Source organism: Streptococcus sp. HMSC067H01 (genome assembly GCF_001814775.1).
Taxonomy (GTDB): domain Bacteria; phylum Bacillota; class Bacilli; order Lactobacillales; family Streptococcaceae; genus Streptococcus.
In genome coordinates this window covers 139,801-164,140 of record NZ_KV817784.1, presented here as the reverse complement: position 1 = coordinate 164,140, position 24,340 = coordinate 139,801, and the positions used below count along the sequence as shown (strand labels likewise).

21 protein-coding genes are annotated in these 24,340 nt (G+C 37.5%); 1 reads left to right on the top strand and 20 read right to left on the bottom strand.

The genetic code is table 11. The annotated features are described in order from the left end of the window. The 15 genes from HMPREF2987_RS04440 to efeO all read right to left on the bottom strand — a co-directional run. The coding region (locus HMPREF2987_RS04440) for an accessory Sec-dependent serine-rich glycoprotein adhesin (RefSeq protein WP_142995354.1) at window positions 1-5,179 on the bottom strand (5,179 nt) is incomplete at its 3' end. Between the two features lie 456 nt (window positions 5,180-5,635). Continuing rightward, window positions 5,636-6,604: a hypothetical protein gene (locus HMPREF2987_RS04435; protein ID WP_075229501.1), complete on the bottom strand. Its 969-nt coding sequence runs from the start codon at window positions 6,602-6,604 to the stop codon at window positions 5,636-5,638. 174 nt (window positions 6,605-6,778) lie between these two features. Further along, entirely contained in the window at window positions 6,779-7,690 is a 912-nt protein-coding gene (locus HMPREF2987_RS04430) for a bifunctional riboflavin kinase/FAD synthetase (RefSeq protein ID WP_075229500.1), read from the bottom strand. Between the two features lie 65 nt (window positions 7,691-7,755). Then, a complete protein-coding gene (locus tag HMPREF2987_RS04425; RefSeq protein ID WP_075229499.1) occupies window positions 7,756-8,694 on the bottom strand; it encodes a dihydroorotate dehydrogenase in 939 nt (312 codons plus the stop codon). Window positions 8,695-8,704: 10 nt separating this feature from the next. Further along, the gene (locus HMPREF2987_RS04420) at window positions 8,705-9,505 is read right to left on the bottom strand and encodes a dihydroorotate dehydrogenase electron transfer subunit (protein ID WP_075229498.1); all 801 of its coding nucleotides are present in this window, start codon (window positions 9,503-9,505) and stop codon (window positions 8,705-8,707) included. A 248-nt stretch (window positions 9,506-9,753) separates the two neighbouring features. Further along, the gene (locus tag HMPREF2987_RS04415; protein ID WP_075229497.1) at window positions 9,754-10,443 is read right to left on the bottom strand and encodes a sugar phosphate nucleotidyltransferase; all 690 of its coding nucleotides are present in this window, start codon (window positions 10,441-10,443) and stop codon (window positions 9,754-9,756) included. Between the two features lie 12 nt (window positions 10,444-10,455). Then, entirely contained in the window at window positions 10,456-11,334 is an 879-nt protein-coding gene (locus HMPREF2987_RS04410; protein ID WP_075229496.1) for a DMT family transporter, read from the bottom strand. Further along, window positions 11,324-12,193 (bottom strand): phosphotransferase family protein, encoded by an 870-nt coding sequence (locus HMPREF2987_RS04405; RefSeq protein ID WP_049549504.1) that lies wholly within the window; start codon window positions 12,191-12,193, stop codon window positions 11,324-11,326. Before HMPREF2987_RS04405 ends, HMPREF2987_RS04410 begins: the two co-directional genes overlap by 11 nt. 17 nt (window positions 12,194-12,210) lie before the next feature. After that, the gene (locus HMPREF2987_RS04400; RefSeq protein WP_075229495.1) at window positions 12,211-13,233 is read right to left on the bottom strand and encodes a ribitol-5-phosphate dehydrogenase; all 1,023 of its coding nucleotides are present in this window, start codon (window positions 13,231-13,233) and stop codon (window positions 12,211-12,213) included. A 4-nt stretch (window positions 13,234-13,237) separates the two neighbouring features. Beyond that, complete coding sequence (locus HMPREF2987_RS04395) at window positions 13,238-13,945, bottom strand: IspD/TarI family cytidylyltransferase (RefSeq protein ID WP_075229494.1); 708 nt, start codon at window positions 13,943-13,945, stop codon at window positions 13,238-13,240. A 336-nt stretch (window positions 13,946-14,281) separates the two neighbouring features. Beyond that, window positions 14,282-14,449 (bottom strand): twin-arginine translocase TatA/TatE family subunit, encoded by a 168-nt coding sequence (locus HMPREF2987_RS04390; RefSeq protein ID WP_000512114.1) that lies wholly within the window; start codon window positions 14,447-14,449, stop codon window positions 14,282-14,284. Beyond that, window positions 14,433-15,164, bottom strand: a complete 732-nt coding sequence (gene tatC, locus HMPREF2987_RS04385; protein ID WP_075229493.1) for a twin-arginine translocase subunit TatC — start codon at window positions 15,162-15,164, stop codon at window positions 14,433-14,435. Before tatC ends, HMPREF2987_RS04390 begins: the two co-directional genes overlap by 17 nt. Continuing rightward, window positions 15,164-16,852, bottom strand: coding sequence for an FTR1 family iron permease (locus HMPREF2987_RS04380; protein WP_075229492.1), 1,689 nt, complete (start codon window positions 16,850-16,852; stop codon window positions 15,164-15,166). The genes tatC and HMPREF2987_RS04380 overlap by 1 nt, the downstream gene beginning before the upstream one ends. After that, complete coding sequence (gene efeB / locus HMPREF2987_RS04375; protein WP_075229491.1) at window positions 16,827-18,041, bottom strand: iron uptake transporter deferrochelatase/peroxidase subunit; 1,215 nt, start codon at window positions 18,039-18,041, stop codon at window positions 16,827-16,829. Before efeB ends, HMPREF2987_RS04380 begins: the two co-directional genes overlap by 26 nt. Before the next feature lie 5 nt (window positions 18,042-18,046). Then, complete coding sequence (gene efeO / locus HMPREF2987_RS04370; RefSeq protein WP_075229490.1) at window positions 18,047-18,919, bottom strand: iron uptake system protein EfeO; 873 nt, start codon at window positions 18,917-18,919, stop codon at window positions 18,047-18,049. Window positions 18,920-19,103: 184 nt separating this feature from the next. On the opposite strand from efeO, the gene HMPREF2987_RS04365 reads away from it, so the two are divergent. Continuing rightward, entirely contained in the window at window positions 19,104-19,403 is a 300-nt protein-coding gene (locus HMPREF2987_RS04365; RefSeq protein ID WP_075229510.1) for a YbaB/EbfC family nucleoid-associated protein, read from the top strand. Window positions 19,404-19,443: 40 nt separating this feature from the next. On the opposite strand, the gene HMPREF2987_RS04360 is transcribed toward HMPREF2987_RS04365, so the two are convergent. The 5 genes from HMPREF2987_RS04360 to HMPREF2987_RS04340 all read right to left on the bottom strand — a co-directional run bounded on the left by HMPREF2987_RS04360 (window position 19,444) and on the right by HMPREF2987_RS04340 (window position 24,315). Continuing rightward, the gene (locus tag HMPREF2987_RS04360; RefSeq protein WP_075229489.1) at window positions 19,444-21,207 is read right to left on the bottom strand and encodes a glycerophosphoryl diester phosphodiesterase membrane domain-containing protein; all 1,764 of its coding nucleotides are present in this window, start codon (window positions 21,205-21,207) and stop codon (window positions 19,444-19,446) included. A gap of 8 nt (window positions 21,208-21,215) precedes the next feature. Further along, window positions 21,216-21,806, bottom strand: a complete 591-nt coding sequence (locus tag HMPREF2987_RS04355; RefSeq protein ID WP_075229488.1) for a 3'-5' exonuclease — start codon at window positions 21,804-21,806, stop codon at window positions 21,216-21,218. Window positions 21,807-21,876: 70 nt separating this feature from the next. Continuing rightward, window positions 21,877-22,368 carry a DUF536 domain-containing protein gene (locus HMPREF2987_RS04350; RefSeq protein WP_049504976.1) on the bottom strand — a complete coding sequence of 164 codons (492 nt, stop codon included), beginning with the start codon at window positions 22,366-22,368 and terminating at the stop codon, window positions 21,877-21,879. 178 nt (window positions 22,369-22,546) lie between these two features. Then, entirely contained in the window at window positions 22,547-23,425 is an 879-nt protein-coding gene (truB, locus tag HMPREF2987_RS04345) for a tRNA pseudouridine(55) synthase TruB (protein WP_075229487.1), read from the bottom strand. Continuing rightward, complete coding sequence (locus tag HMPREF2987_RS04340; RefSeq protein WP_075229486.1) at window positions 23,422-24,315, bottom strand: hypothetical protein; 894 nt, start codon at window positions 24,313-24,315, stop codon at window positions 23,422-23,424. The genes truB and HMPREF2987_RS04340 overlap by 4 nt, the downstream gene beginning before the upstream one ends. Window positions 24,316-24,340: the final 25 nt, after the last annotated feature.

Genomic DNA, 24,340 nt, shown 5'->3' with positions numbered 1-24,340 from the left:
TACTTGCACTTGTTGAAGCAGATGTACTTGCTGAAGTACTTGCACTTACTGATGCGCTAGTTGACGCTGACACTGATGCACTTGTTGACGCTGATTCAGAACGATATTTGTTATCCGTAACAGTCTCATTTTGATTATAAACAGTTGGTGCATACGGCTGACTACCAGATGCCACTTTGGCATTATCCTTATAGTAAACTGTTGCAACACCACTGTCACTTACATCAATGCTTGAAATACGATTGCGACCGTTTGTAACAACCTTATCATGAGCTTTTCTGATTTCTTCTCGAACTTTGTCCTTATCAGATTCTGATAAATGATTTTTATCCTTTACTTCAGTCAAGTCAATCGCAGGTTTATTAAACAAGTTCTGCAACTGATCTTGTTGAATTCGAATTTCTCCAACGTCAACAGTGTTTCCACTTGGATCTGTAGCATTGAGCCAACGTCCCCAGGTATTTCCTGATCTCCAATCAAGGTCTTTGTTAGTAACCGCATTAATGGTGAAGGTAGTTTGGTCATCATTTGTTAAGGTATTGATAATATTTGTGATTGGACCTTTTCCCCATTCACGTCTATTTTCGAAGAAGTCCGTCAAGTCTTTTCTATTACCAGAGACCTTCAGTGTGACTAATTTACCACTATTATCTTTACCTGTATAGGTAATCTGGATCTTGTCCCCAGCATAGAACAGATAACGACCATTGCTATCTTTCTTAGGCTCTTGACCATTTACTGTTACAGTATAGGTAATTGTTGGATTCACACGTTCAGGAGTAATCTTACTTTTCGTCACCTCTGAATTGAGACCAGCAACTGTCTGCTTAGCTGTTACATCTCCAGTAGGAAGGAGACCATTGTTACCGTCGTAAGCCTTTTTCAGATCTTCTGCAGGTTCAAAAGTAACGCTTGTTTCATTATCTTTAGCTCTCTTCTCGAACGTATGCCCTGCTAAAGTCAAGGTTACAAGAGCTCCTGGTGTTACATTTGTAACAACGATCGAACGATTTGGCAAGCCACCAGTTTCATTAGTAGAAGCAACTGAGATAACTGGTGCCTGTGGAATTACCTTAATAGTCACATCGTTCGTTGTGCCATCTTTGTAGGTAATCGTTACAGTACCATCGGTAGCAATACTATAATCGCTAATGCGGTTGGCTACCTGAGGATTTGCCGTTTTAACTGCATCAAGAATCTTGGTGCGTTCATCATTTGTCAACGCATTTGGATTGGCAACTGCAATGGCGTTAGTAGGTTGAGCTCCTGGGAATTTTTCATTCAATTTTCCTTGTGCAACTACAGCCGTTACTCTACCAGTATTATCCGATAAGTCTGTAGCATTAGTTCCACGAGTCCATTTATTTCCATCTTTATATTGGACATTTTCTCCATAAGTAGCAGTGTACTCTAATACTTTTGGATTTGTTGTTGAAGCCGTAGTAGGTGTATCCTTGATACCTGGGGCAGTATCATTTGAAGCATAGCCATCTTGGAAAATACGACTGATATCTGAAGTTCCATCGTTTAATTTCAGAGTTTTAATCTTACCACTATTATCTTTAGCAGTTAAAACAACTTTAATCTCATCTCCTGCGAAGACTTCGTAACCACTGACTCCAGGACGAACATTATTCTTAATCGTTTGTTTTTCCCATTGGCCAGTCTTATCATTCTTAATATAAAGTTCAAAAGTTACTTCAGGTGCTACATTTTCCTTGGTAATAGTTTTAGTCGTTGTAGCTGATTCCAAGGTTTCATTTACACTAGTACCAGGATTTTGGAAAACCTTACTTTGTTTAACAGTTACGTCACCTGTTGGAAGGAGACCGTTGTTTCCATCATAGGCAGCCTTTAAATCTGTCGCAGTAAAGGTTACGCTTGTGTCATTATTCCCCGCAGTCTTAGGGAATGTATGTCCGTTTAATGTCAGGGTAACAAGTGCACCCGGCGTCACATTTGTAACTGTAATTCCTTTATCTGGAAGTCCACCAGTATTTGTCACCTGATCATTAGCGATTTGTGGTGCTTGTGGATTGACCTTGAAGATAACTGGAACAGATGTGCTGTTTCTTGCTGCATCAGTAGAACCTTGCGGTAAGGTCACTCTTACTTTTCTTGTGTAGAATCCTGGATTAGCAACCATGGCGTCGTCAGGAGCTTGTTCCCAACTGAATGTTGTATCTGCAGGTATCGCAACTCCAGCATCAGAATTCTTAATAGCATTACCTGGATTGTCAATAATATCCGCTAATGAAGCCTTATCACCAACTGTAGTAACATACTCTCGTTTTGCTACCGGATCAACTACAGTATAGTCAAATCTAGTTTCACTTGTTAGGGCTGCATTGCTAGATGATACAGTACCAAAACGTCCATTTGGATAAGTCGCTTTTACGGTGTAAGTTGTATGGTGTGACACAGGATTAGCACCTGTTGTATGCCAGACATCACTAAATTTAGGTGACCCACCCTGGCTACTTACTTGCGCACTTGCATTGTTATTCAGACGATACTCATAAGAGAAGGTTGTTCCTGAAGGAAGAGAGTCGGTATTGAGATAAAGATATGAATTTCCACCGATATTATTGGCATAGCTTCCTCCAACAGTTTTATCACTACCTGGAACTGCTTTAAAGGCATAAAATTGACCTTTCACACCATTGTTTGTTTTGGTTTCAACTTTTGGATAAACAGTATAGTTGACTGTTACATCCGTTGTCGAATTATCAGAATAGGTAACACGTGCTAGAGCTGATTGAGGCCCAGTTGCACTAGTAGAGATTGGCGTTACCCAAGAAATGCTATGTCCAGTGACAGCAGGTGTTGAACTGTCAACAGGATCAACAGTGACAAAGTTATTTACATTAGCAACATCTGTCGCAGCTTCCCCTTGCAAAGTATAAACAGTTGGAACTTTAGGTGTAGCATTATAAAGTTCATTTTGTTTGAGTTTATGGAAGGCATAGGTAATACCTTGTTTCCCTTCAAGAACTCCGACTTTATTTCCTGACACAAATCCTCGAGCAGTAGCAACGTTTGTTGCTTTCAACTGGTAACCCTTAATGTTCAGATATTGACTAAGATCGACCGTTTTTCCTGGAAGTTCTTGGATAAACACCTCATCCTTACCAGGGATTTCCTCTCCAGTATCTGCATCGATGAAATTAACTGTAACATAGGCACCACGAGCAGAGTATTCAAATTTTTCTAGTCTAAATTGTTGCAAGTTGGTTCCAGAGCCTGTCGAAGCGAAGAGGGCCAAGGCTAGCTCTTCAGGATTACCAGCGTTGTCCAACAAACTTCTTTTGGTATTCTCAAGTTTGAGAGCATTCGTATTAACTGGACGACCATCTACAAACATATCCCTTGAAGTTGCAATTTTATCTGATTGCAGATTCATAGACCAGGTTTGACCACCATTATAAGTAACGGTCATTACTTTGGTCGTTCCATTGTAAGAAACCTGGTAGTCTCTTAAGGAATTATCTGTTGGGTTTTGATTTAAATGTTCAAAGGTGCGGATTACTGGATAGACAGTTCCTTGGGCATTTCTGTTATTACCATTGTAGTTATAGATATAGCCACCAAATGCTCCATTTTGATAACCATTAATCTTTGGATCGGCTGAGGCTTTATTTACAGCATCCGGTGCACCCGTATTATGCCACGTATCCAGTTTAAATCCAAAGGAACCTTTGAGATTATCTCCTCCCATACCAAGAGAGGCCCCAGAACCGTTTCCATTAGCATTTCCTATAACACCAGGTTCGGCAGTTGAAAACACCGCCGCAATCCCATCACCACCATAGTGACCATTAGTAGTATTGCCTTCATAAGAATTTCCAAGATTGATCTTACCTTTTAGGGTGAAGCTCTCAGTCATATCTATCTTAGTTTTCAATGTATAGGAACCGGCTTGCCCACTTGTGTTCTGTGTTAAGGTTACTGTACCACCACTTAGATTTGCAGTTCCTGATGTTTTAAAGTAGTTTGCTTGGTTTTTATTGGTAACAATTAGTTTAGCCTTAGGGTCATAACTTGCATTTCCCAAAGAAGCATTTGTATTAAATGGAATACGAAAGTCATTTGAAGAAGTCAAAGCTTGACCATTACGGTAGTCACGCGCCCCAGAACTAGCACGAAGGACTGTGTTTACCACGCTATTACGTGTTCTAGTAGCTTCAGTGATAAGGGTGTTAAGGTCAGCGTTAGGATCTGCCAAAGCATTTTGAATAGCTTCAATCGTAGCTTTTCCTTTTAGAAGCGTAGACTCTGCTCCTTCACGATGACCTAGTCGACCGAGATAGGTTCCTATCTCATCTGAAAGGCCTTTGAGTTTTTTCTCTTGCTCTGCACGTTTTTTGTCAGTTTCAGTCGCAGTTACAACCCCTGTTGCAGCAGTTGCTAAAACAGTTGCCTCACTAGCATAGACTTTGTCAGATACTACTGCATTTGCTGAAGCAGTATTCAAGTTAGCTACTGTAGAATTATAGGTAATTGTAGCGTTAGCTTTATTTGCTACTCCATCCTCTGCCTTGGTAGTTCCGCCAGCAACACTCTCACTTGCCGAGCTTGTTACTGTAGGACTTGTAGAGCCAGTCCCAGAAAGACTTTCTGATTTAGCTACTGACTCAGATGTACTAATTGAAGTTGAGGCAGAAGTCGATGCAGAAGTTGATGCAGAAGTTGATGCTGATACTGATGCAGAAATACTTGTAGACAAAGACTCTGATAAAGAATGACTTTCAGAGACTGATACACTCTCACTGATAGACTGAGAAGTCACATCTGAAGCTGGAGTTTCTTGATCTTCTTGCCCAACTGTCCCTAGAACAACTTTGTCCGTATTGACGAGCGTGCTATCTGTATCAATTACTTTTTCTACTGCTGTTTGTTCATTAGCATAAACCTGCGTCTGAACGATAGCTCCGCCACCGATAACCGAACCAGCCGCTACTATCCCCTTAAGGACATCGATTCCTGTCAATGGTGTAGAAGAACGCTCCTCAACAATCTCTGTTGATACTTGAGCTGTATCCACTCCGCCACGAATGACTTTAAATAAACCAAAAAGGGATGTAGAGGCACGTAACCAGTGTTTACCAGACTTGATTAACTTAAATCTTGTAACACGATCTGTTTCTCTAAATTGACCTTCATTTCTTTTAAAAAACATGTATACACCTTCCGTTTTTTCTATCAATCTTAAAAATTGATGCTACCTTACATTCTACCACATTTTAACCATTTTTTCTAATTATTTAACCAAAAATTAGAAAGAAAACCTTATTTATTTTATGCATTTATTTTATGTTATGGTATAAACTTTAAAAATAATATAAAATTCTACTTCTTTGATTATACTCTGTTAGCATCTTGAACCCTTTAAAAATTCTTACTCATGCTCTTTATTTTTGTTACCAAGTATTATAATTTAGTTGAAATTATAGAATTTTTTTTGAAATCTCAAATGATAATTGCATATTTTTTAATTTGTATCAAAAATTCGTAAACTTTATAACAACATGCCGATAAATTGATTTTATAATTTCCTCTAAAATCTAATCAAATTATTAAAAATTATGACAAATTATCATATACATAAAAAGCATCGAAAATCGATGCTTTGCTATTAAACTCCTATATGAATATCTGGAAACTTATCTGCTATTAAATCCCAAAGTTCTTCCAGTTGCTCTTGAACTGTTTTAGTTGTTTTCAAGGTCATGTCTTGTTTTTTCTTAGCATTCTTACGAACATAGCAGAACTGGTAGACTTTATTTGTGATTAGGGAACGGTTAATTCTCGTTTCAACTAGATAAAGTTGCTCAACATCTCGTAGGTCTAAAGCTTGCGTTCCTTTATAGTAAGTGATGAGATGATTTTTATAGAGGATTACCTTTAGACTCTCATCATAAAATTCTGCCAAACCAGTTAGATTTTCAACATTTCCTTGCAATTCAGGATAGGCTTGATAAAGCTCTTCAAAAGCTGCGATAGATTTTTTACGAAGAAGAAAGGCACCCACTAATGTAAATAGTCCAATTCCTCCAAAAATTGCAGCACTTATGAGATGCCACCAGCCATCTTTTGAGTGTTCAGTCAAACTTAGATAGACACTTGAGTTCATGTTCAATGCAACAGTTGAATCAGGTTCAAGTATAGAGTCAAGAAAGCCAGATAAGTCTACAATTCTATTATTTCGAGATTTGTTGTTAACATTTTTACTTAGAGGTTGTAACTGTGTACCTACTAGAGTAGCTGGATTATCTATAAGTGTTTCAGTTGCAGCTTGTTCCATAAGTTTTTGAATCTCTTTATCATTTTCTTTAGCCTCTACAACTGCAAATTTACCATCACCATCATTGCTATATTGCACAAGGTATAAAACACTTCCACCATCAACTTCTCCAACTACTTCTGGATAGATATCATAGACAGTCATAGTAACTTCTTTACCTGACCGAGTATCATCTGAAAATGGATCCATTGGATGCTGGTGATGATTCCACATGAAGACAGTTCCTGCAGAAAAAGCAAAGAAAACTAGTGAAAGAATAAGCCCTGAAATAAAGCCTTTATTTCTTTTTTCTTTAAACATCATAATCTCCTTTAGTTTGATGATTAAATTATAGCAAAAATTCCTATAAATTTCAATAATCATCTTAAACACAAATACTATTAAATTGGGAAAGAAAGCGATTACCGAAAATAATATATGATATTTCAAAAAAAGAGCTTGAGATAATCTCAAACTCTCCTATCATTTCAAATCCTATTTTCTTGCCATCTGTTCATCTTGCTTAAGTTGCTTGACTAATTGATCTATACTATCGAATTTTACCATGTCACGGATACGGTCTAACCAATATACATTTACAGTTTCGCCATAGATGTCATCAGAAAAATCAAAGATATGAACTTCAAAGCGCTCTTCTTCACCATCAAAGGTCACATTTTTTCCTAGACTAGCCATTCCACGATAGACTTTTCTCTGAATTTCAACATCAACAGCATAGACACCATCAGCCGGCATATAAGTCCGATCCAAATTGACTAGATTGGCTGTAGGAAAGCCAATTGTTCGACCTCGAGCATTTCCGTGAACCACTACACCTCTAGTTGGCAGTGGCGCACCAAGAAGTTTTCTAGCTTCTTTCACATCACCCTCTAAGATGGCTTGACGAATTCGTGTAGAACTAATTTTCCCTTTTTCGTCCTCAACTGGTGGAACGATAATCACTTCACCATGGAAGAGTTCTTTTAAATCCTCAGCTGTTTTTCTATCTGAACCAAGAGTATAGTCAAAACCAACCACAATAGTATCTGCCTTTGCTTCCTTGATGTAGGTATCAATGAATTCTTGAGCAGTCATGTTTGCAACTCGACTAGAAAAATCCATCAAGTACAAGCTTTCAACTCCAGCTCGCTTCAATCTACGCTCCCGTTCACTAGCATTCAAAATATGCAATAAGTGTTCAGGTGAGTACGGATTAAGGGTTAGTTTTGGTGATTCGTTAAAGGTTACTAGAGCTACTCCCTGGCGCTTTTCAGCAGCAATCTTAGAAGCTATGTCAAATAATTTTTGATGTCCAAGGTGAACTCCATCAAAATAACCTAATACAAGGACGTTTGGTCCTGGTGTTGCAATGTCTTTTTCTGTTTTAATAGGTACTGTAATAATCATAGTATTTATTATACCAGAAAAATGGCGCTTTCAAAACAATTTAGGCTTAATATAAGGCATAAAACTTAGAATAAACTTTCTTTCACTTCTTTACGTAGTTGCTCTAGACTATCTATACCATATTTGTCCATGACTTTTGGTAGGTTATCAATGATATCAGGACAGGCATATGGATTGGTAAAGTTTGCTGTACCGACTCCAATTGCTGAGGCACCCGCCAAGTACATTTCTAATGCAGCTTCTGCCGAGTCAACACCACCCATTCCAATAATTGGAAGATTAGTAGTTTGGGCTACTTGCCGGATGAGTTTGAGAGCTACAGGAAAGACTGCTGGTCCAGACATACCACCAGTTCCATTAGCTATGATTGGTTTTCTGATTTTAAGATCAAAGCGCATACCAACAAGGGTATTGATCATAGTGAGACCACTAGCACCAGCATCTTCTACTGCCTTTGCAATAGTCACGATATCCGTCACACTAGGCGTTAATTTTACATAGACAGGAACTGAGGATGCCCCTACGGCTGCTTTTACCACATCATAAGCTAAATCTGGGTCTTGCCCAATCAAAAGTCCGTGATTCCCATGATCGACGTTTGGACAAGAAATATTGAGCTCAATGGCTTTCACGTTAGGTGCCTTGGAAATACCACTAGAAACTGCTGCATATTCTTGCTTTGAAAATCCAGCAACATTGGCGATAATTGGGAGATTTGGGTATTCTCTTTGAAGCCAAGGTAATTTTTCAGAGAGTACGACGTCTAAACCAGGATTTTGTAAACCAATGGCGTTGAGCATACCTGCAGGTGTTTCTGCCACCCTTGGAGTCGGGTTCCCAAAACGCGGTTCTAGGGTAGTCGCCTTAATCATGATAGAGCCTAAAAGATCTAGATCATAGTATTTGGCGTACTCTTGACCAAAACCAAAACAGCCTGAAGCAGGAATGATAGGATTCTTTAACTCTAAGCCTGTTAGAGAGACTTGTAATCGATTTGTAGTCATGGCACTCTCCTTATAAAACTACTGTGCCTGTTTTAAATACAGGGCCATCTTCACACACACGTTGGTTAACAGTTTCACTGTCTGGAACTTTCATGACACAAGCATAACACGCTCCCATACCACAAGCCATACGGGATTCTAGAGATAGATAAGCTCTTGGATGGTCATGGAAGGTTTGATTGATATATTTCATCATACCAGGTGCCCCACATGAGTAGATGGCATCAAATTCAGTGTCAAATTCCTTAATCACTACAGAAACATTTCCTTTAATATCATAAGATCCATCATCAGTCGTTACAAAGACCTGACTAAATCTGGATAATTCATATTCCAAAATAACAGCATCTTTAGTAGCGAATCCTAAAACAGTTGTTATTTCAACACCACGCTCATTCAGTTGTTTAGCTACTTCGAGTAAGGGCGGCACACCGATTCCTCCACCAACAAGAAGAACTTTGCTATGGTTGTCTAGCATAGATAGATCAAAGCCATTTCCTTGAGGTCCCATAACATCTAAACTATCACCTGGTTTCAAAGTTGAAAAAATTGCTGTACCAGAACCTTCGATTCTATAAATAAGATGACATTGTTTCTTAGCCTTATCTATGGATGAAATCGAAATTGGACGACGTAAGAGATGGGCATCATCAGGTACACGCAAATGAAGAAATTGACCCGCTTTCATAGCTTCGATCATTTCTCCTTGAAGTACAAGCTCAAAGATTGATGGCGCGATTTCCTCTTGCTCAATCACTTTCATCTTTTCCAAGCGAATAGCTCCCATGCGCTTCTTACAATTTGGATTCATAACTTTTCCTCCTTAAATTTTAATGGGATCAGATAAAGAAAAACCTTGCAATTGCAAGGTTTCAGTTAAGATATTTGCACAAAAGTACCAAATAAGCATTCGCTTACTTGTTTCAGTTGTAGCTTCTTTTCTCTGACACCTTGTGAGTCTCTCTGGACTTCCCTTAAAGGTTAAATTTTCACTAGTATACTGTATCAAACATGAAAAGTCAAGTAAAAATAGGTAAGGTATCAGTTTATAAAAGTTGCTTATTTTTGTGAAGACAAAATTTTCTCCAATTTTTGATAATCTTTGACACTGTCAATTTCGTAGATAGAATTTTCTTCCAACTCTTCTACATAAACATCTAGTTCTTTGATATTATCTTTGACCATGTTATCCCAATAGAGTTCAACAAACTCGCCGCTTGCATAAGCCTGGTCAATAAATCCAACAATTTTTTCAGCTGTTGGAGCATCCCAAAACGACACGCCACTTAAGATACGTCCATTTTTGCTATCGACGATGATATCTTGAACTTTGAAGTCATCACCGTAAACTAGGAACCACTCATTATCACAATCTTCACGATAAACACTGAAGTATGTTGAACGTTCGATATCATTTCGGAACATATTTTTGAAAAGATAGTTATCCGCGTCGATAACGTAGCTGTTGGCTAGATCTTCTTTTACCAAGTAAAGAGAGTAAAAGTTATTGTAATCAGCAAACTTGTCATTGAAGACCAAACGGACACCGTATTTTTCTTTAAGGTAGTCGAATTGTTCTTTCAAATAACCTACAACGATGATAATATCATCAATTCCACGTTCTTTTAAAAATTCAATTTGATATTCAACCAAAGGTTTTTGATTGACTTTAACCAAGGCTTTGGGAGTGTTTTCCGTCATGGGTCTCAAACGAGTTCCCAAGCCCGCTGCTAAGATAATCGCTTTCACGCGTTTTCTCCTTTATTCTTTAATAATAATATAAACACCAGCCATTACGATAAGTGAAGTAATGATGGTTAGTAAATTAAGGGGTGAACCCAAGAAAATTGCTGCAAACAATACAGTCCAGACTACATAACTCACATTTAAACCTGTTGCTTTTGCTGGTTGCAATCGATTAATAGCCATATAGTAGGCTAGATAAGAAATCATATTACATGCTGCAAAGACAATCAGAAGTCCCAACAATTGTCCGTTTGCCACTTCTGCAAATGAATGATGCGAGAAGAGAACAATAACAAGATAGGACAGGAAGGAAGTTACTTGTCGAATCAAGAGGGCTTCAAGTTCACTGAGATCACTTTCCATAGCAAATGAGCTTAGAACACTTTCACTCCCCCAAGCAAGAGCACAAATTAAGGCACAAAGAATTCCGATATAGAAAGAATTGACTTGTTCAACCTTGTAGGTCTGAGCAATAATGCCTGCAATGATTAATAAGATTCCAAATACTGTATTCTTAGAAACCTTATGCTTTAAGAAAAAGAAAGCGAGAATGACAGATACTGCAGGATAAATAGCTGAAACTGAGGATGCTAATGAACTACCGATATATTTGACTGCATAGAGATTGGCCTGCATGCCTATTGGCCCAGCCAATAGTGCTCCGATAATAACACTGACATTTCGAATGTTCAAGAAGATTGAAAAACGTACCTTTCCTTCTTTAACGAGAAGATATCCTAGCAAGATAAAAATACTCAGAAAATCGTGTGCTGCTGCTACTACAAAAGGCGAAAGCTCAGTAAAGATTGAAAAGATATAAGCACTAATAGTTAATCCTAATCCCCAGAACACACCTGATAGTAGCCCAAAAGAAACTCCATTTTTAGTTTTCATTTAATTCTCCTTCAGACTCTAATTCTTTTACTGCTCTATTGTAACGAGAGATTCCGTAATCTCCGAAATCTGCACCATTTTCTTCTTTGTAAATAGTCCAAAGACTCCAAATGATATCTTGCAAGATTTTGTAAATACGAATCTTCTCCCTTGAAACTGGAGTCTTGTCACTCTCATAATGACTTAAAAAGTCTTCTTCTTCTGCACTTGTAAATTCAGATTCTAGGAAGAGGGCTGCCAAATCCCACATAGGATCATTCATAGAAGAATATTCCCAATCAATGAGATAAAGATGTCCATCTGGTGCTTCAATAAAGTTTTCAGGAACCAAATCAATATGACATGATTTCTTATCAATTCCAATTTGTTCAAGCTCTTCTTTCAGAGAAAATACAGATTTCCTGACAGCTTCATAGTTTGGATAGTAAATCTCTCCTTGAATCAATGATTCATATTTTTTGATTTCCTCAAAAGGAGCAAATTCTCCTTTTAATTCTTTACCAGAAGCATGGATCGTTTGTAGAATTGGTGCAATCTTTTCAAATTTGGTTTTAATGGTAGCTGAATCAAGTGTCTCAGCATTTTCAATGTACTGATTAACTTTGATACCAGCTTCAATATCGAAAAGATAATTTTCTACATCTAATTTCAAATCTTTCAACAATTCAAGATTGAACTTCTCATTCTGGCGATCGATTAATTTATCTGTACCTTTACCGAAAAACTTAACGATATACTGGTTTGCAGTCGTCTTGACTAGATAGTTTTGATTGGTCATCCCACCTAGTTGCTCAACACTGAGAATATCCTCTTCTTCCGATAATAAAGAAGCAATCTTTTCTTTAATAAGTTTCTCCACGGTCAACCTCCATATCCTTACACTTCCCATTTAAAGACTGTCTTGAAGGCAGTATTTAAATCTGTAGCAAAAACTCGATGAATATCCTTAATCTCTCTTACTGGTTCTTCTAGATAAATGATATTCTTCAAACGATTGGCAAACTTCTTAATTTCCATCATTTGAATGGCATTTTCAAAGTCAACTCTTCCAGAACGAGAAGATCCAACTAATAACAAGCCTTTTTCTAAAGAATCACGAGTATTGATATTAACCTTATACTCACTCACTCCCATCATCAAAATGGTACCTTGGGGTTTGATGTAACGAATCAAGTCATTGATAGCAGGACCGCATCCATCACCACCACAACACTCAAATCCATGATCAAAGCTTAAATCTTCTGGAATACTATCAGTGATATAACGTTCATTCGCAAAGGAAAAGAGTTCAAGTTTTTCCCAATGACGTCCAATGACGATAATCTCTGCTTCAGGCAAGGTATAATTGATAATATTTGCCATTACAAAGGCTAGACTACCATCACCAATAACTGCAATACGTTGACGTCTGCTGTGAGATACCGTCATGAAACGATTCATGGCATGCATGCCAACACTGACAAACTCTGTAATAGCAGCAACTGTGTCTTCAATTTCTTCATAGGCTACCACGCGATCCTTAGGAAGAGAAACAAACTCTCTCATGAATCCATCAAAACCACTAGATAAGAAATAAGTACCAGCCATGTAGTTCTCGTAAAATTCATCATCACTTTGCATTGGTGGCTGATTTGGAATCATGACAACCTTCTGACCGACTTGATATGTACCAGTTGGATCAGAAATGACCGTTCCGCAAGACTCGTGAATCATAGCCATTGGAAGTTTCTTTGATAAGATTTTTGGATCACGTTTTCCTTGATAGTAGCGTTGATCCGCATGACAAACCGCCATGTAATTTGGTCGGATGAGAATATGATTCTCTTGATCAATTTCTTCTTCCTGATATTTGATATTGATAAACTTTGGTTTTGTCAGTTGATAAATTTGATTAATCATGTCTCTAATCTTTCTCAATCATGCTTTTAGCAATCTTCAAGTCTGTAACTGTTGTAATTTTAAGGTTTGAGTATTCCCCTTTTGCCAAGGCAACATCTTTACCCTTAATGACAAAGATTTTACAAGCATCTGTCAAAATTTCTTTTTCTTCTGTTGATAAAGAACCATACAAGTCAATAAAGTCCTTGCAACGGAAGGTTTGAGGGGTTTGTCCTTGATAGAGATGAGCACGATTTGGAATATCTGTAATGAACTGACCATTTGTACTTTCAACGATAGTATCCACCGCTTCAACCACAGTATCAACCGCATCATGTTTTTGAGCAAGAGCGATATTGTCTTGAATCATTCGAAGTGTGATAAAGGGACGAACTGAGTCATGTGTGACTACGATATCATCTTCCGTGATTGGACGGTAAGCATCAATAGCTTCAATAATTTTTTCAATACTAGAATTACGATCAGCACCACCTTTGGTGATAATAATACGATCTTTATGAAGCGGAAGGAATTTTTCAACTAAATCTTCTGCGTGTGTAACCCAGTCTCCATGGACTCCAACTACAATCTTTTCAATACTTGGTTCCAAAACAAATTTTTCAATAGTGTGAATTAAGATTGGGCGGTCTCCCAACTCTAGAAATTGTTTTGGCAAATTACTGATCCCCATGCGTGTGCCAGTGCCACCCGCCAAAATTCCAGCGTAGATCATTTTTATACTCCTTTAGTTCATTCTAAAAAAACTTATTGTTAACTATTATATCACAATCTGGCTCTATCTTGAAAGAAATACAAAGACTTTATGCCTAGAAAACGCTCTTTTTAAACCTTAATCTGAACATTATTTCTTCCTAGTGCACTTTCTTTTAAAAAAAAGCAAATGATTATCTAATTTCTTCTACCAAGATCTAGTCAATCCTATTAATATAGAGTTCTTTAGAATATTATAGAAACCTTAAAGAAACCTTAAACTAAATAAAAAAGTTGAGATTGTAGCCAGAGATAATTCCAAGCTAACAATTCTCAACTCTATTCAATCATTTTTCGTTTATTTTTCTTCTTGCTCACCGATGCCCTTAACGGCTTTCTTAAACTCGGCAAGCATCTTTCCTACTGATTCGCCTAGCTCTGGTAAGCGTTTTGGTCCAAAAATCAACAATGCTCCAAGAACAATGACTATCAAGCCTGGTGCACCAATATCACGTAAGATTCCCATTTTTTTCTCCTTTCCTTTTTCTCTTAATTATCCATTTACTAATAGCGATACTAACCTCATACAAAAGGATTAGGGGAACAGTCATCGCTAAATCGCTAATAAAATCGGCCGGCGTCAATATAACTGCCAATACCAATAAAATGAAGTAAGCATAACGTCTATAAGAAATGAGTAGGCCAGGTCCAATCAAACCAATTGAGGTAAAAAAAGCAATGATAACTGGCAATTCAAAGATAAACGCTAGTGGTACAGTTGTTTGAAAGACAAAGGCTAGATAATTTTGTGCTGTCAGTTGCGTCTCAAATAAGTTTTCACCTAGTCCCAGTAAGACCTGAAGTATAGCTGGTGTTACAAAATAAAAGCCAAAGGCTAATCCCAAGATAAAACAAAGGAAAGTTGCAGGGATATAAGCAAAAATCGCCCCTGCTTCTTCATTTTTAAGGGCTGGTCGGACGAAACTCCAAACTTGATAAACGGTAAAGGGCAAGGTAAGGCTAAAGGCCATCAAACTTGCCAAACGGAGATAAATCCATAAAATATCATTCGGTCCTAAGACGATCAACTTCTGACTAAAGCCTTGTGTGATAAATTGATAAACCTGATCGGCAAATAATAGTGAAACGCAGAATACTAGAAAGAAGCAAACAACTACTGCTAGCAATCTCTTTCTAAATTCTACCAAATGTTCAATAATTGTCAATTCCTTTTGATCCATCACTTTTCACCCTGTCTAATGGTAATTAGAAAAACTACGAGGATAAAGATAATCTGACCTGCTAACCCTTCCCAACTAGGGTAAATTCCCAATATATCAATATTTGGTATTCCTGAGATCAGATGGTTTGGAATTATATTTGTCAACTGTAAGGCATGGATACTGACTCCCGTCATCTTGAAAGCCAAGGCATAAATCATCCAAGTCAGGATAAAGAAAACCTTGTGAGGTAGGAAAAATTGACTGGCCTTGTTCATCACAAAGGCAATCACGACTAAGACTAAGAGGGCCAGAGAAATTCCTAGGACAAAGTCAAAACTAGAAATCCTTGGCAGAATCCCTACGTAGAATAAAATCGTCTCAGCACCTTCACGGAAGACGGCCAGAAAACTCAGAGCGAACATAGAAAGGAAAGAGCCTGTTTTCGTGACAGTTTGCATTTGTGATTCCATAAAAGTATTCCATTTTTTAACAGAAGATTTGCTATGGAGCCAAATACCGATTAAAATCATCATGATAACCGCAAAAATCCCGACTGCACCTTCGATGATTTCACGGTTAGTTCCTGAGGTGACTGCTGGAAAGGCAATCTGAAGGATATAGGCAATTAAAAGACTGGCCACTATACCAGCAAATGCACCACCATAGACCCACTTGAGTCCCTTTCTCATCTTAGCAGCTTTCAAAGTTGTCACAAGCGCCATGACAATCAAAAGAGCTTCGACACCTTCACGGAGCAAGATGAGCATGGCATCAAATGCATTATAGGAAGCGCTAGTATCAATTTGAGACAATTCTGCAATCAAGCTAGAAAGCTTTTCTTGATATTCACTTTCCTTTCCCTTAACCATGATGACAGGACTTTCACTTTCAACCTTGGTATAAAGCGAAGGATTGGTTGTACTTACAGAACCCTCGATGGTGGGCCAAATAGTAATAAACTCCTTCATGCTTGCAGCTGCTTCACTATCTTGACCAGCTTGAAATTGTGTCAAGGCCTTTTTTAAAAGATCAATTCCATCCTTAAGGGTCAGATTCGATGATGTCGCCGCTATTTCTGTACCTTCAACAAAGTTAGAAATGGCTTTTTTCAAATCATCAAACGATGCCTGAATAGTATCAAAGTTCGTTGGTTCAGTCTCAATGCTACTACGCAAGAAGGAAATTGCTGTTTCCACTTGCCCATAATGAGCTGTACTATGGTCGCGAACCACTACTTCATTGATGGTCCAGGTTGAATTCATTTTTTTATAGGCTTCTCTTACTGCTTCCAGATCTTGAGAAGCGATTGCCTTGTCTAAGGCTTCAAAACGAGGTTCTAATCGTGAAACAAGTTTCTCTTTTTCTACATCAAGGTCGACTGGATTTTGCTCTTTCTCAAATGTCAAAAGGGCTAAAGAAATCTGAGTTAACTGGTCTTCAGTAATATCACCAGTTAAGGCCAACTTTTCTTGAACTTGTCGCCCTGCTTCAGAGTCAGAATTCTCGACTTTCTCGAAATCTTTGGTCATTTCATCGATTAGTTTTCTTGCCTGATCTTGTTTGCCTTCTTTAACAGCTTTAGTTGCATCAGTTATTTTCACAAAGTAGGGACTCAAATTTTCCTTAGCTCCTACCGGAAAAATCAATAGGAAGAAACAAGCAAATAGGAGGATAAGACTTTTAGGATTCAAATAATTTCTGCCCAATGTAACCTCCCTTCTCCACTCCACCAAAGCAGGCAAAGAGGCCACTACCTATATGAGTAACATATTCGTTCATTTTATCCGTAGCACCCAGATTGGTCTGCACTTTAACAAAGCTATCTGGGTCCTTTTGGAAAGAGATAAAGAGCAAACCGGTATCAAACTGACCTGTCTTTTCATCAATTCCATCAGAATAAGAATAGGATCTACGCAGGAGAGGTTTATCCACTTCTTTTGCTAAGCGTACATGAGAATCGTCAGGAAGAAGGCTCAAGTCCACCTCATCAAATTCGTTTTTCTTACCAAAAGGAGCTCCACTTTCCTTATAGCGTCCAAAGGTATTTTCTTGCTCCTCCAGATTGGTTCGATCCCAAGTATCAAGGAACATCTGGATGCGACGAACGGCCATGTAGGAACCATTTTCCATCCAATCCTTACTATCTGCCCACACAACCTGATCAAATTCTTTCTCAGTGGTAACATTAGCAGTCCCGTCTTTAAAGCCAAAGAGATTCCGAGGAGTTTCCATACGATTACCGATAGCTGCAAAACCTGATTGACTCCAACGAAGAGTAACTGCATTTCTTCCTTTTCGGATAAGGTTACGAACAGCATGAAAGGCAACTTGCTCGTCATCTGCACAAGCTTGAATGACAATATCTCCACCCGTGTACTTTTCTCGTAATTGTTCCTTTGGAAATGGAGGTAAATCTCTAAAAAGTTTTGGACGTTTGTTCTCTAGTTTCATTTTTTCTAGGAAACTAGCCGAAACTCCAAAAGTCAGGGTCAAACGATGAGGATTAAGCCCAACTGTTTCTCCAGTATCACTTGGAGGCAAGAGGCTATTGTTACCATCTTTTTTAACCAATTCTCCTTCTACAAGTTTGGCACTATAATCCGTCCAATCTTTAAATAACTGGATGATTTTCTCTTTGTCAGTTGTATACAAATCCAAGACAACAAAATAGATGTTTTTCTGCATGACAGTTGTAATGCCAGCTTGGTGTTTACCATAGAAGGCTATTTTTTCATCCCCGTACGAGATTTTCTCCTGACCATCAAGCTTAGGTGCGAAAAAAGCAGAAGCACCAGAGAGTCCAAGTGCGAGACCGGCACCTCCGATACCTGCTTTTTTTAGAAATTCTCGACGGTCCATTTTTTGTTCAAAAAATTTTTCGCCTTTGTTTGTCATATTACTTATTCTCCACCAAGAAATTTACCCATTTGTGATAATGGTTCACCAAGTTTTGTCACTGCTTCAGACAATTCTTTAGTGTCTTCTTTCGTTAAGTCTGTATAGAGTTTATAATGTTCCTTGTCCGTCATGTGTTTGTCTAACAAACTATTGACAGATTTGAAATCTTCCTCTAATTCCTTAACCAAGGCTGCATCTGATTTTGCAAGCAAGGGTTTAAATAGCTGGAAAATCTTCTCAGCACCTTGGATATTTGCACGGAAATCATACAAATCTGTATGAGAATAAATCTCCTCTTCACCAGTAATCTTACTTGTCGCTACTTCATTTAGAAGATCGACAGCCCCAGTTAGCATAATCTTGTAATCAACATCTACAGTCGCAATCTTAGCCTTCAATTCCTTGATTTCATTTACCAGTTGGTCACCAAAAACCTCAGTTCCTTTGGTTGTGTTTTCCTCCCAAAGAATGCGCTCGATACGGTGGAAACCAGACCAACCTTCTTCGGTCTTGTTTTCATCTAAGTAGTCTGCTAATCGAAAATCAATCTTCACATCAGATTCTCCGAAGCTCTCTGCAATCGGCTCTGAACGTTCATAAGACATACGGATTAAAGGGTATGCCTTTTTAGCTTCTTCTAACTTACCATCCTTCAATAGTTGAACAAAACCTTCTGTATCCGTTAAAAGTTTATCAATCTGTTCTTCCACAAATACTTTGTAGTCACTAGTTGCCTTATCCAATAGTTTTTGGTTATCTTCTGACAATTTTGTAACCTGAGAGGAATCACTTGTAGTTGACGATTGTTCAAAACGAACTGCACAAGCAGATAACAACAATGCCGAAGATAAAAGGATAAAACCAAGTTTTTTCATTAGATACTCCTATTAAATCATGGGAAGCCCATTTTATTTTCGTTTTATTATAGCATCCTTTTTCTCATTTTTCAATAGAATTGTCAGAAAATTTAATATTACAAGCTATAAATTAACATTAGACATTTCTATCTAAAATTGATAAAATAAGGAGAAAAAATTGTTAAAGGAAACCTTAAATCTTATGATGAATATGCAAAACATGATGCGTCAAGCTCAAAAACTTCAAAAACAAATGGAGCAAAGTCAAGCGGAACTTGCTGCTACAGAATTTGTTGGCACTTCTGTTCAAAACCTTGTAACTGCGACATTGACTGGAGATAAGAAGGTCACAAAAATTGATTTCAATCCTGAGGTTGTTGACCCTGAAGACATCGAAACTCTTTCTGACATGACTGTTCAGGCAGTGAATGCAGCTCTTGAACAAATCGATGAGGCAACCAAAAAGAAACTCGGTGCTTTTGCAGGAAAATTACCATTCTAATAGCATAAAAAGAGGCTGAATTCAGCCTCTTTTGTCTTATCTAAAAAGTAAAGAATTCTGTTGCCTTCTTTAGAAGTAAATCGGCGTATTCTGGGTCTTCCTGGGCAGTTTCAAGTTCTTCTTGTACCATTTCCAAATTATCCGTAATCATACCATCTACTCCTAGATGAAGCGATTTGTTAAAGGATTCCGAACCGTTAATCGTCCAAACATAGAGCTTCTGCTCTGTGTTCCAGAGTTTGGTCACAAAGTATTCGTCCAAAGTAGAATACTCCATGGTATAGCCGGTAGCATTTGTTCTTGGGAAAACGGAATTGTAGGGCAGGATGAAGAAGACTGGAATCTCCTTATCATACTGGGTTACCTTTTCAATAACATGGTAATCTAGAGATTGCATCTGATGACCATAAACCTTAATCTTAGCACCATACTTTTCAAGAAAATGATCCATCATTTGAGCACTATCTTTCCTACTTGTTTTAATCTCAATAAGTAGTTTCTGATTTAGTTGGTTGGCATGATTTAGATAATCATCAAAACTTGATATCTTAGTTTGATAGCCATTCTCAAAAATATCTATCTGCTTCAACTCTTCTAAAGTTAGGTCTTGAGGGGTCACATTTAATCCTGCTAGACTTCTCAGATTCGCATCGTGCATCATGACAAACTGACCATCCTTGGTTTCCTGCACATCCATTTCAACAAGGTCTGGTTTTAGTTGAGCTGTCTTTTCTAGAGATTCTACAGTATTTTGCACGCCATTACCATTGGAAACACCACGGTGGGATATCACGCGCGGAGGATTTGCAACTGGTGCTTCTAAATAGACATAGCCTTCAATAGCAAAGATGACACTCGCACACCCCATAACTCCCCATCTCATGAGATGGTCTTTTTTTCGTCTCGGTATAATATCCAATTCCTCACCCGTTAAAAATGAGGTGAACTTAACCAAGAAGTAAGTCAGGGCCATATAGTGGATATTTTTAATCAAGGTATAGTTTGAAATAGCAAGAATCAAGGATTCTCTTTGTGTGAGACCATCCACTAAAAACTGCCCAACTAATAGTGGGATTAGAAGCAAGTAAAAGAAAAGATTTGTTTTGACAACAATGAGAAAGAGATGCCAAGCGTAAAACCAGAATTGATTTCTAGTTCTTTCAAGACTATAGAGCACAGCTTCCTTGACTGTCATCTTATCATAAAAGATTTTTGGAAGAACAAATACCAACTTAACAGAAACGTAGAGGAAGAGGATTGACAAGATGATTATACCTAGCCACCACATCCAGTATTTATCTTCCATGTAGGTCTGAATAAACTCTGGGATTACGATTTTATTAAAATAATAAATCTTTAAAAACTTCCTGATAAAAGGAAAAAGCATGGCAACATAGAAGAAGATAAATAAGGCTTTTGTAATTGTCAGACCTTTCATAAAGACAAGACTCTCACGAAAGACCTTACGACTGTATTCTATCAGTGTTCTTTTCTCATGATAGAGAAGATGACGCGCCCCTATAAAGAGAAGACTGAGTTGAAAATAAGCAACTAAAAGGTTAAGAATGATTAAGATTAAGAAGCCAATACTGACTATAGGAGCATTTTTGATAATGGCAAAAATGTTATTGTAAGAAATAAACAAATAGCCCGTCTGACTTAGCAAAAAACCCGCTATCAATGAATTCAAAGGTAACCAAATATAGTCGACCAACATAAAGATTAGAAAAAATAGAAAGAGGATTTTATCAAGATTGAGGTAAATCTTTTTAAAACCCAATTTTTTAGGCTTTTCAGGTTTCATAAAACCTCCTAATCAAACAGCTGTGATAAATCTAAACCACCAAAGGGATTAGAGTTAAGACTACTCTTGACGTCCAGTAAGATTTTACTTTCGTCAGACTCTAGGAATGCTTCATAAACACGAGCAGTCATACGAGCATCCTCTAAACTGTTATGAGATTGTCCCTTAAATCCTAGAAAACTTGCAACAGTTTGTAACTTGAGATTGGCAATCCCGTGAAGATCCGAACTACGTCGCTTAAAAGCTTCATCATAGAGATCCACTTGATATTGGATACTATAATCCAAACCATGTTCCAATAGAATCGGTAAATCACTCTTAGCTGCATTATAGCCAACGATAGGTAATTGACCAATAAAGGCTTGAAAATCTTTGAGAACATCTTCCACCTTCGGAGCATCTTTCAAGGTTTCAGACGTGATACCCGTTAAACCGTTTATAAAACTTTTCAATGGTACATCTGTATGAACATATGAGTCAAATGCTCCTACTTCTTCACCATCTTTAAAACGGACTGCAGAAACCTGAATCAAGTGAGTTTTATCCTGGTGTTTATTAAATTCCAAATCAAATGAAATGTAATCTCTTAATTTTTCCATCTTATCCATTCCTTACTGTATTTGTAAAAAGAAACTACTTGGTTATACCTAGAAACCAAGCAGTTTTTTCTTATCCTCCAAATAAGCGAGCAAAGAAGCCTTTCTTCGTTGCTTGTACTTCTTGCTTAGCCTGATCCAACTCCAACTGAAGGGTTTCTTGGTCCTTCATGGCTTGTAGGGTTAACTGTTGTTGTTGATCCAATTGCTTATCTTTTTCTGCGATTTGACGGTCTTTAACACGCATCTGTTCATCTTTTTCAGCTAACTGTTTGTCTTTAGCCTTTAGTTGCTCATAAAGACGGATGATTTCCGCATTCTTTTCATCAACAAGAATCTCCATTAACTCACGTTGCTTCACATCATCACTAACAGGTTCATCTTCAAAAATGGTTTTTTTGTAGATTTCTTCAAGCTTAATCAAGCCACTGCGAGTTACCACAGTGACTCCTTTATCATTTTTAGTCGTATCTTCTTCAGGTAATTCCTTGACACGGTTATTGATTGCTTGACGGGACAAGCCCAAGACCTCAGCAATCTCACTTACAGTCATCTCAATACTCATAATATCCTCTGAAAGTTTTCTAGCTTTTCTTTATTTAAATATTATCATAAGCAAGCAAAACTGTCAAATACCACCGTGTTTTCAACCCTTTTTCATAACTTTTTCGGGTCTAAACTGAACTGTCTTTTAGCATTTTTTAAAACTAAAAATCAATTTGCGATTTTACCACCAGTCCTAATCAATTGAAAACCTTTCTCGGCTTATAAAGTTGGCCCCGTTTCTCTAAAATGGCTAGTAATTTTTCACCTTCAAAGCCAGCCAATTCCTTCTCAGTTTGTTCCAATTCAATAAAGCGACCAAAACGCACTTCTTCTGCCTGGTCTGGTGTCAAATAAACCTTGACCAAGTCACCTGTCCCAATCTCAATCGGATGTAGAAAATCAAGTTGTCCAATCTCTACTTTTTCTGCAATTTCCTCTAAGGTCAAAGCATTGTCCAACTGTAAGCCAGCTGCACTTGTTCGTTTTAAATGAGACATATGAGCTGCATAGCCAAGTTTTTCTCCTAAGTCAACCGACAAGGTACGAATATAGGTTCCCTTACTGCATTTTACACGAAAAGTAAATCGTGCAAGTTCGCTCTCATAAGAAATCGGACTTGTCCGTTCAAATTGATAAATGGTCACCTGACGTTCTGGACGTTCCACTTCCTGACCAGCACGCGCATACTCATAGAGTTTGCGACCATTGACCTTGACAGCAGAGTACATAGGAGGCACTTGTGTGATGGTCCCAGTCAAACTAGCAATCGCTTGATCTACAATGGTTTCATCTAAAGGAGACAAGACCGGTGACTCAGCAACCACCTCGCCACTAGCATCCTCGGTGGTCGTAGAATAGCCTAGGGTGATTTCACCCTCATAAATCTTGCCTTCGTCCTGCATAAACTCGACCATGCGAGTCGCCTTACCAACGGCAATCGGCAAAACGCCCACCACATCAGGATCTAGCGTCCCACCGTGACCAATCTTCTTGGTTCCCAAAATCTTACGCAGCTTAAAAACTGCATCATGCGAGGTCATCCCCGCTTCTTTTTTTAAATTGATAATACCGTTCATGTTTTGCTTTCTAGTTTACTACTATCTTTTAACTTTTTATCCCTACAACTTTTTGACTTTTGTTTCTTAAAATCGTAAAAGTTAATTTTTGCTTCTTGCATTAGTTTATTCAACAATGCTATTTTACTGGACATTATAATACTGTGACATTCCCCATCAATCTCTATAATTAATTGTCCATTTTTTATTTTTCTTTTCTCTTTTTGTAATTTTAACTCTACAGATTTAAAGAAACTTTCTAGTAAAGATTTATTTTCGAGATAAAAGTGATAATGAATTTTTAGTAAATTAAGGTGAAAATCCATAAGTGTTTTTGTAAAAGCAATATTTGCTATATCTCCATACACATGCCTAATTTCATCACGAATTCTTATAAAAGCTTCCTTTGACGACTTACTGAAATTAAACTTTTCGCCTTCTTTTAGTATATAATCTAAATTAAAGCTATACTTATTTTGACTGAAAGATAGAGGAATGTGTCCATGCAATGCGAAATTTCTTAAAGTCATAATCAATATATACGAAAACTCTGAATCATATATTTTATTTATCTTTTTTTCTAACTTTTGTGAATATTTCTTATCAAAGTGGATTAACAAATCAACTAAAGTCTTAGATGAGCTCATTAAATTTATAAGTAAAGAATTAATAATAATGAATTCATCGCCATTCAAACCATTTTGTTTTCTTATGTTATCGTTAGTATCCAACTCAAAGTGATAAAGTATTTGATAAAAATTAAAAATATAAATATGATAAAATTGATTGATTGTATGTAACTCGTCTAATGCACTTAGAAAATTAACAATTAACTTTTCATTTTCTTTTGACAGATGTACTATGTCATCCAAATTTAGATCAGGCATAGGTATTAAGCTTTTATTATTCATTTTATAATTCCTCATTCATATTGTT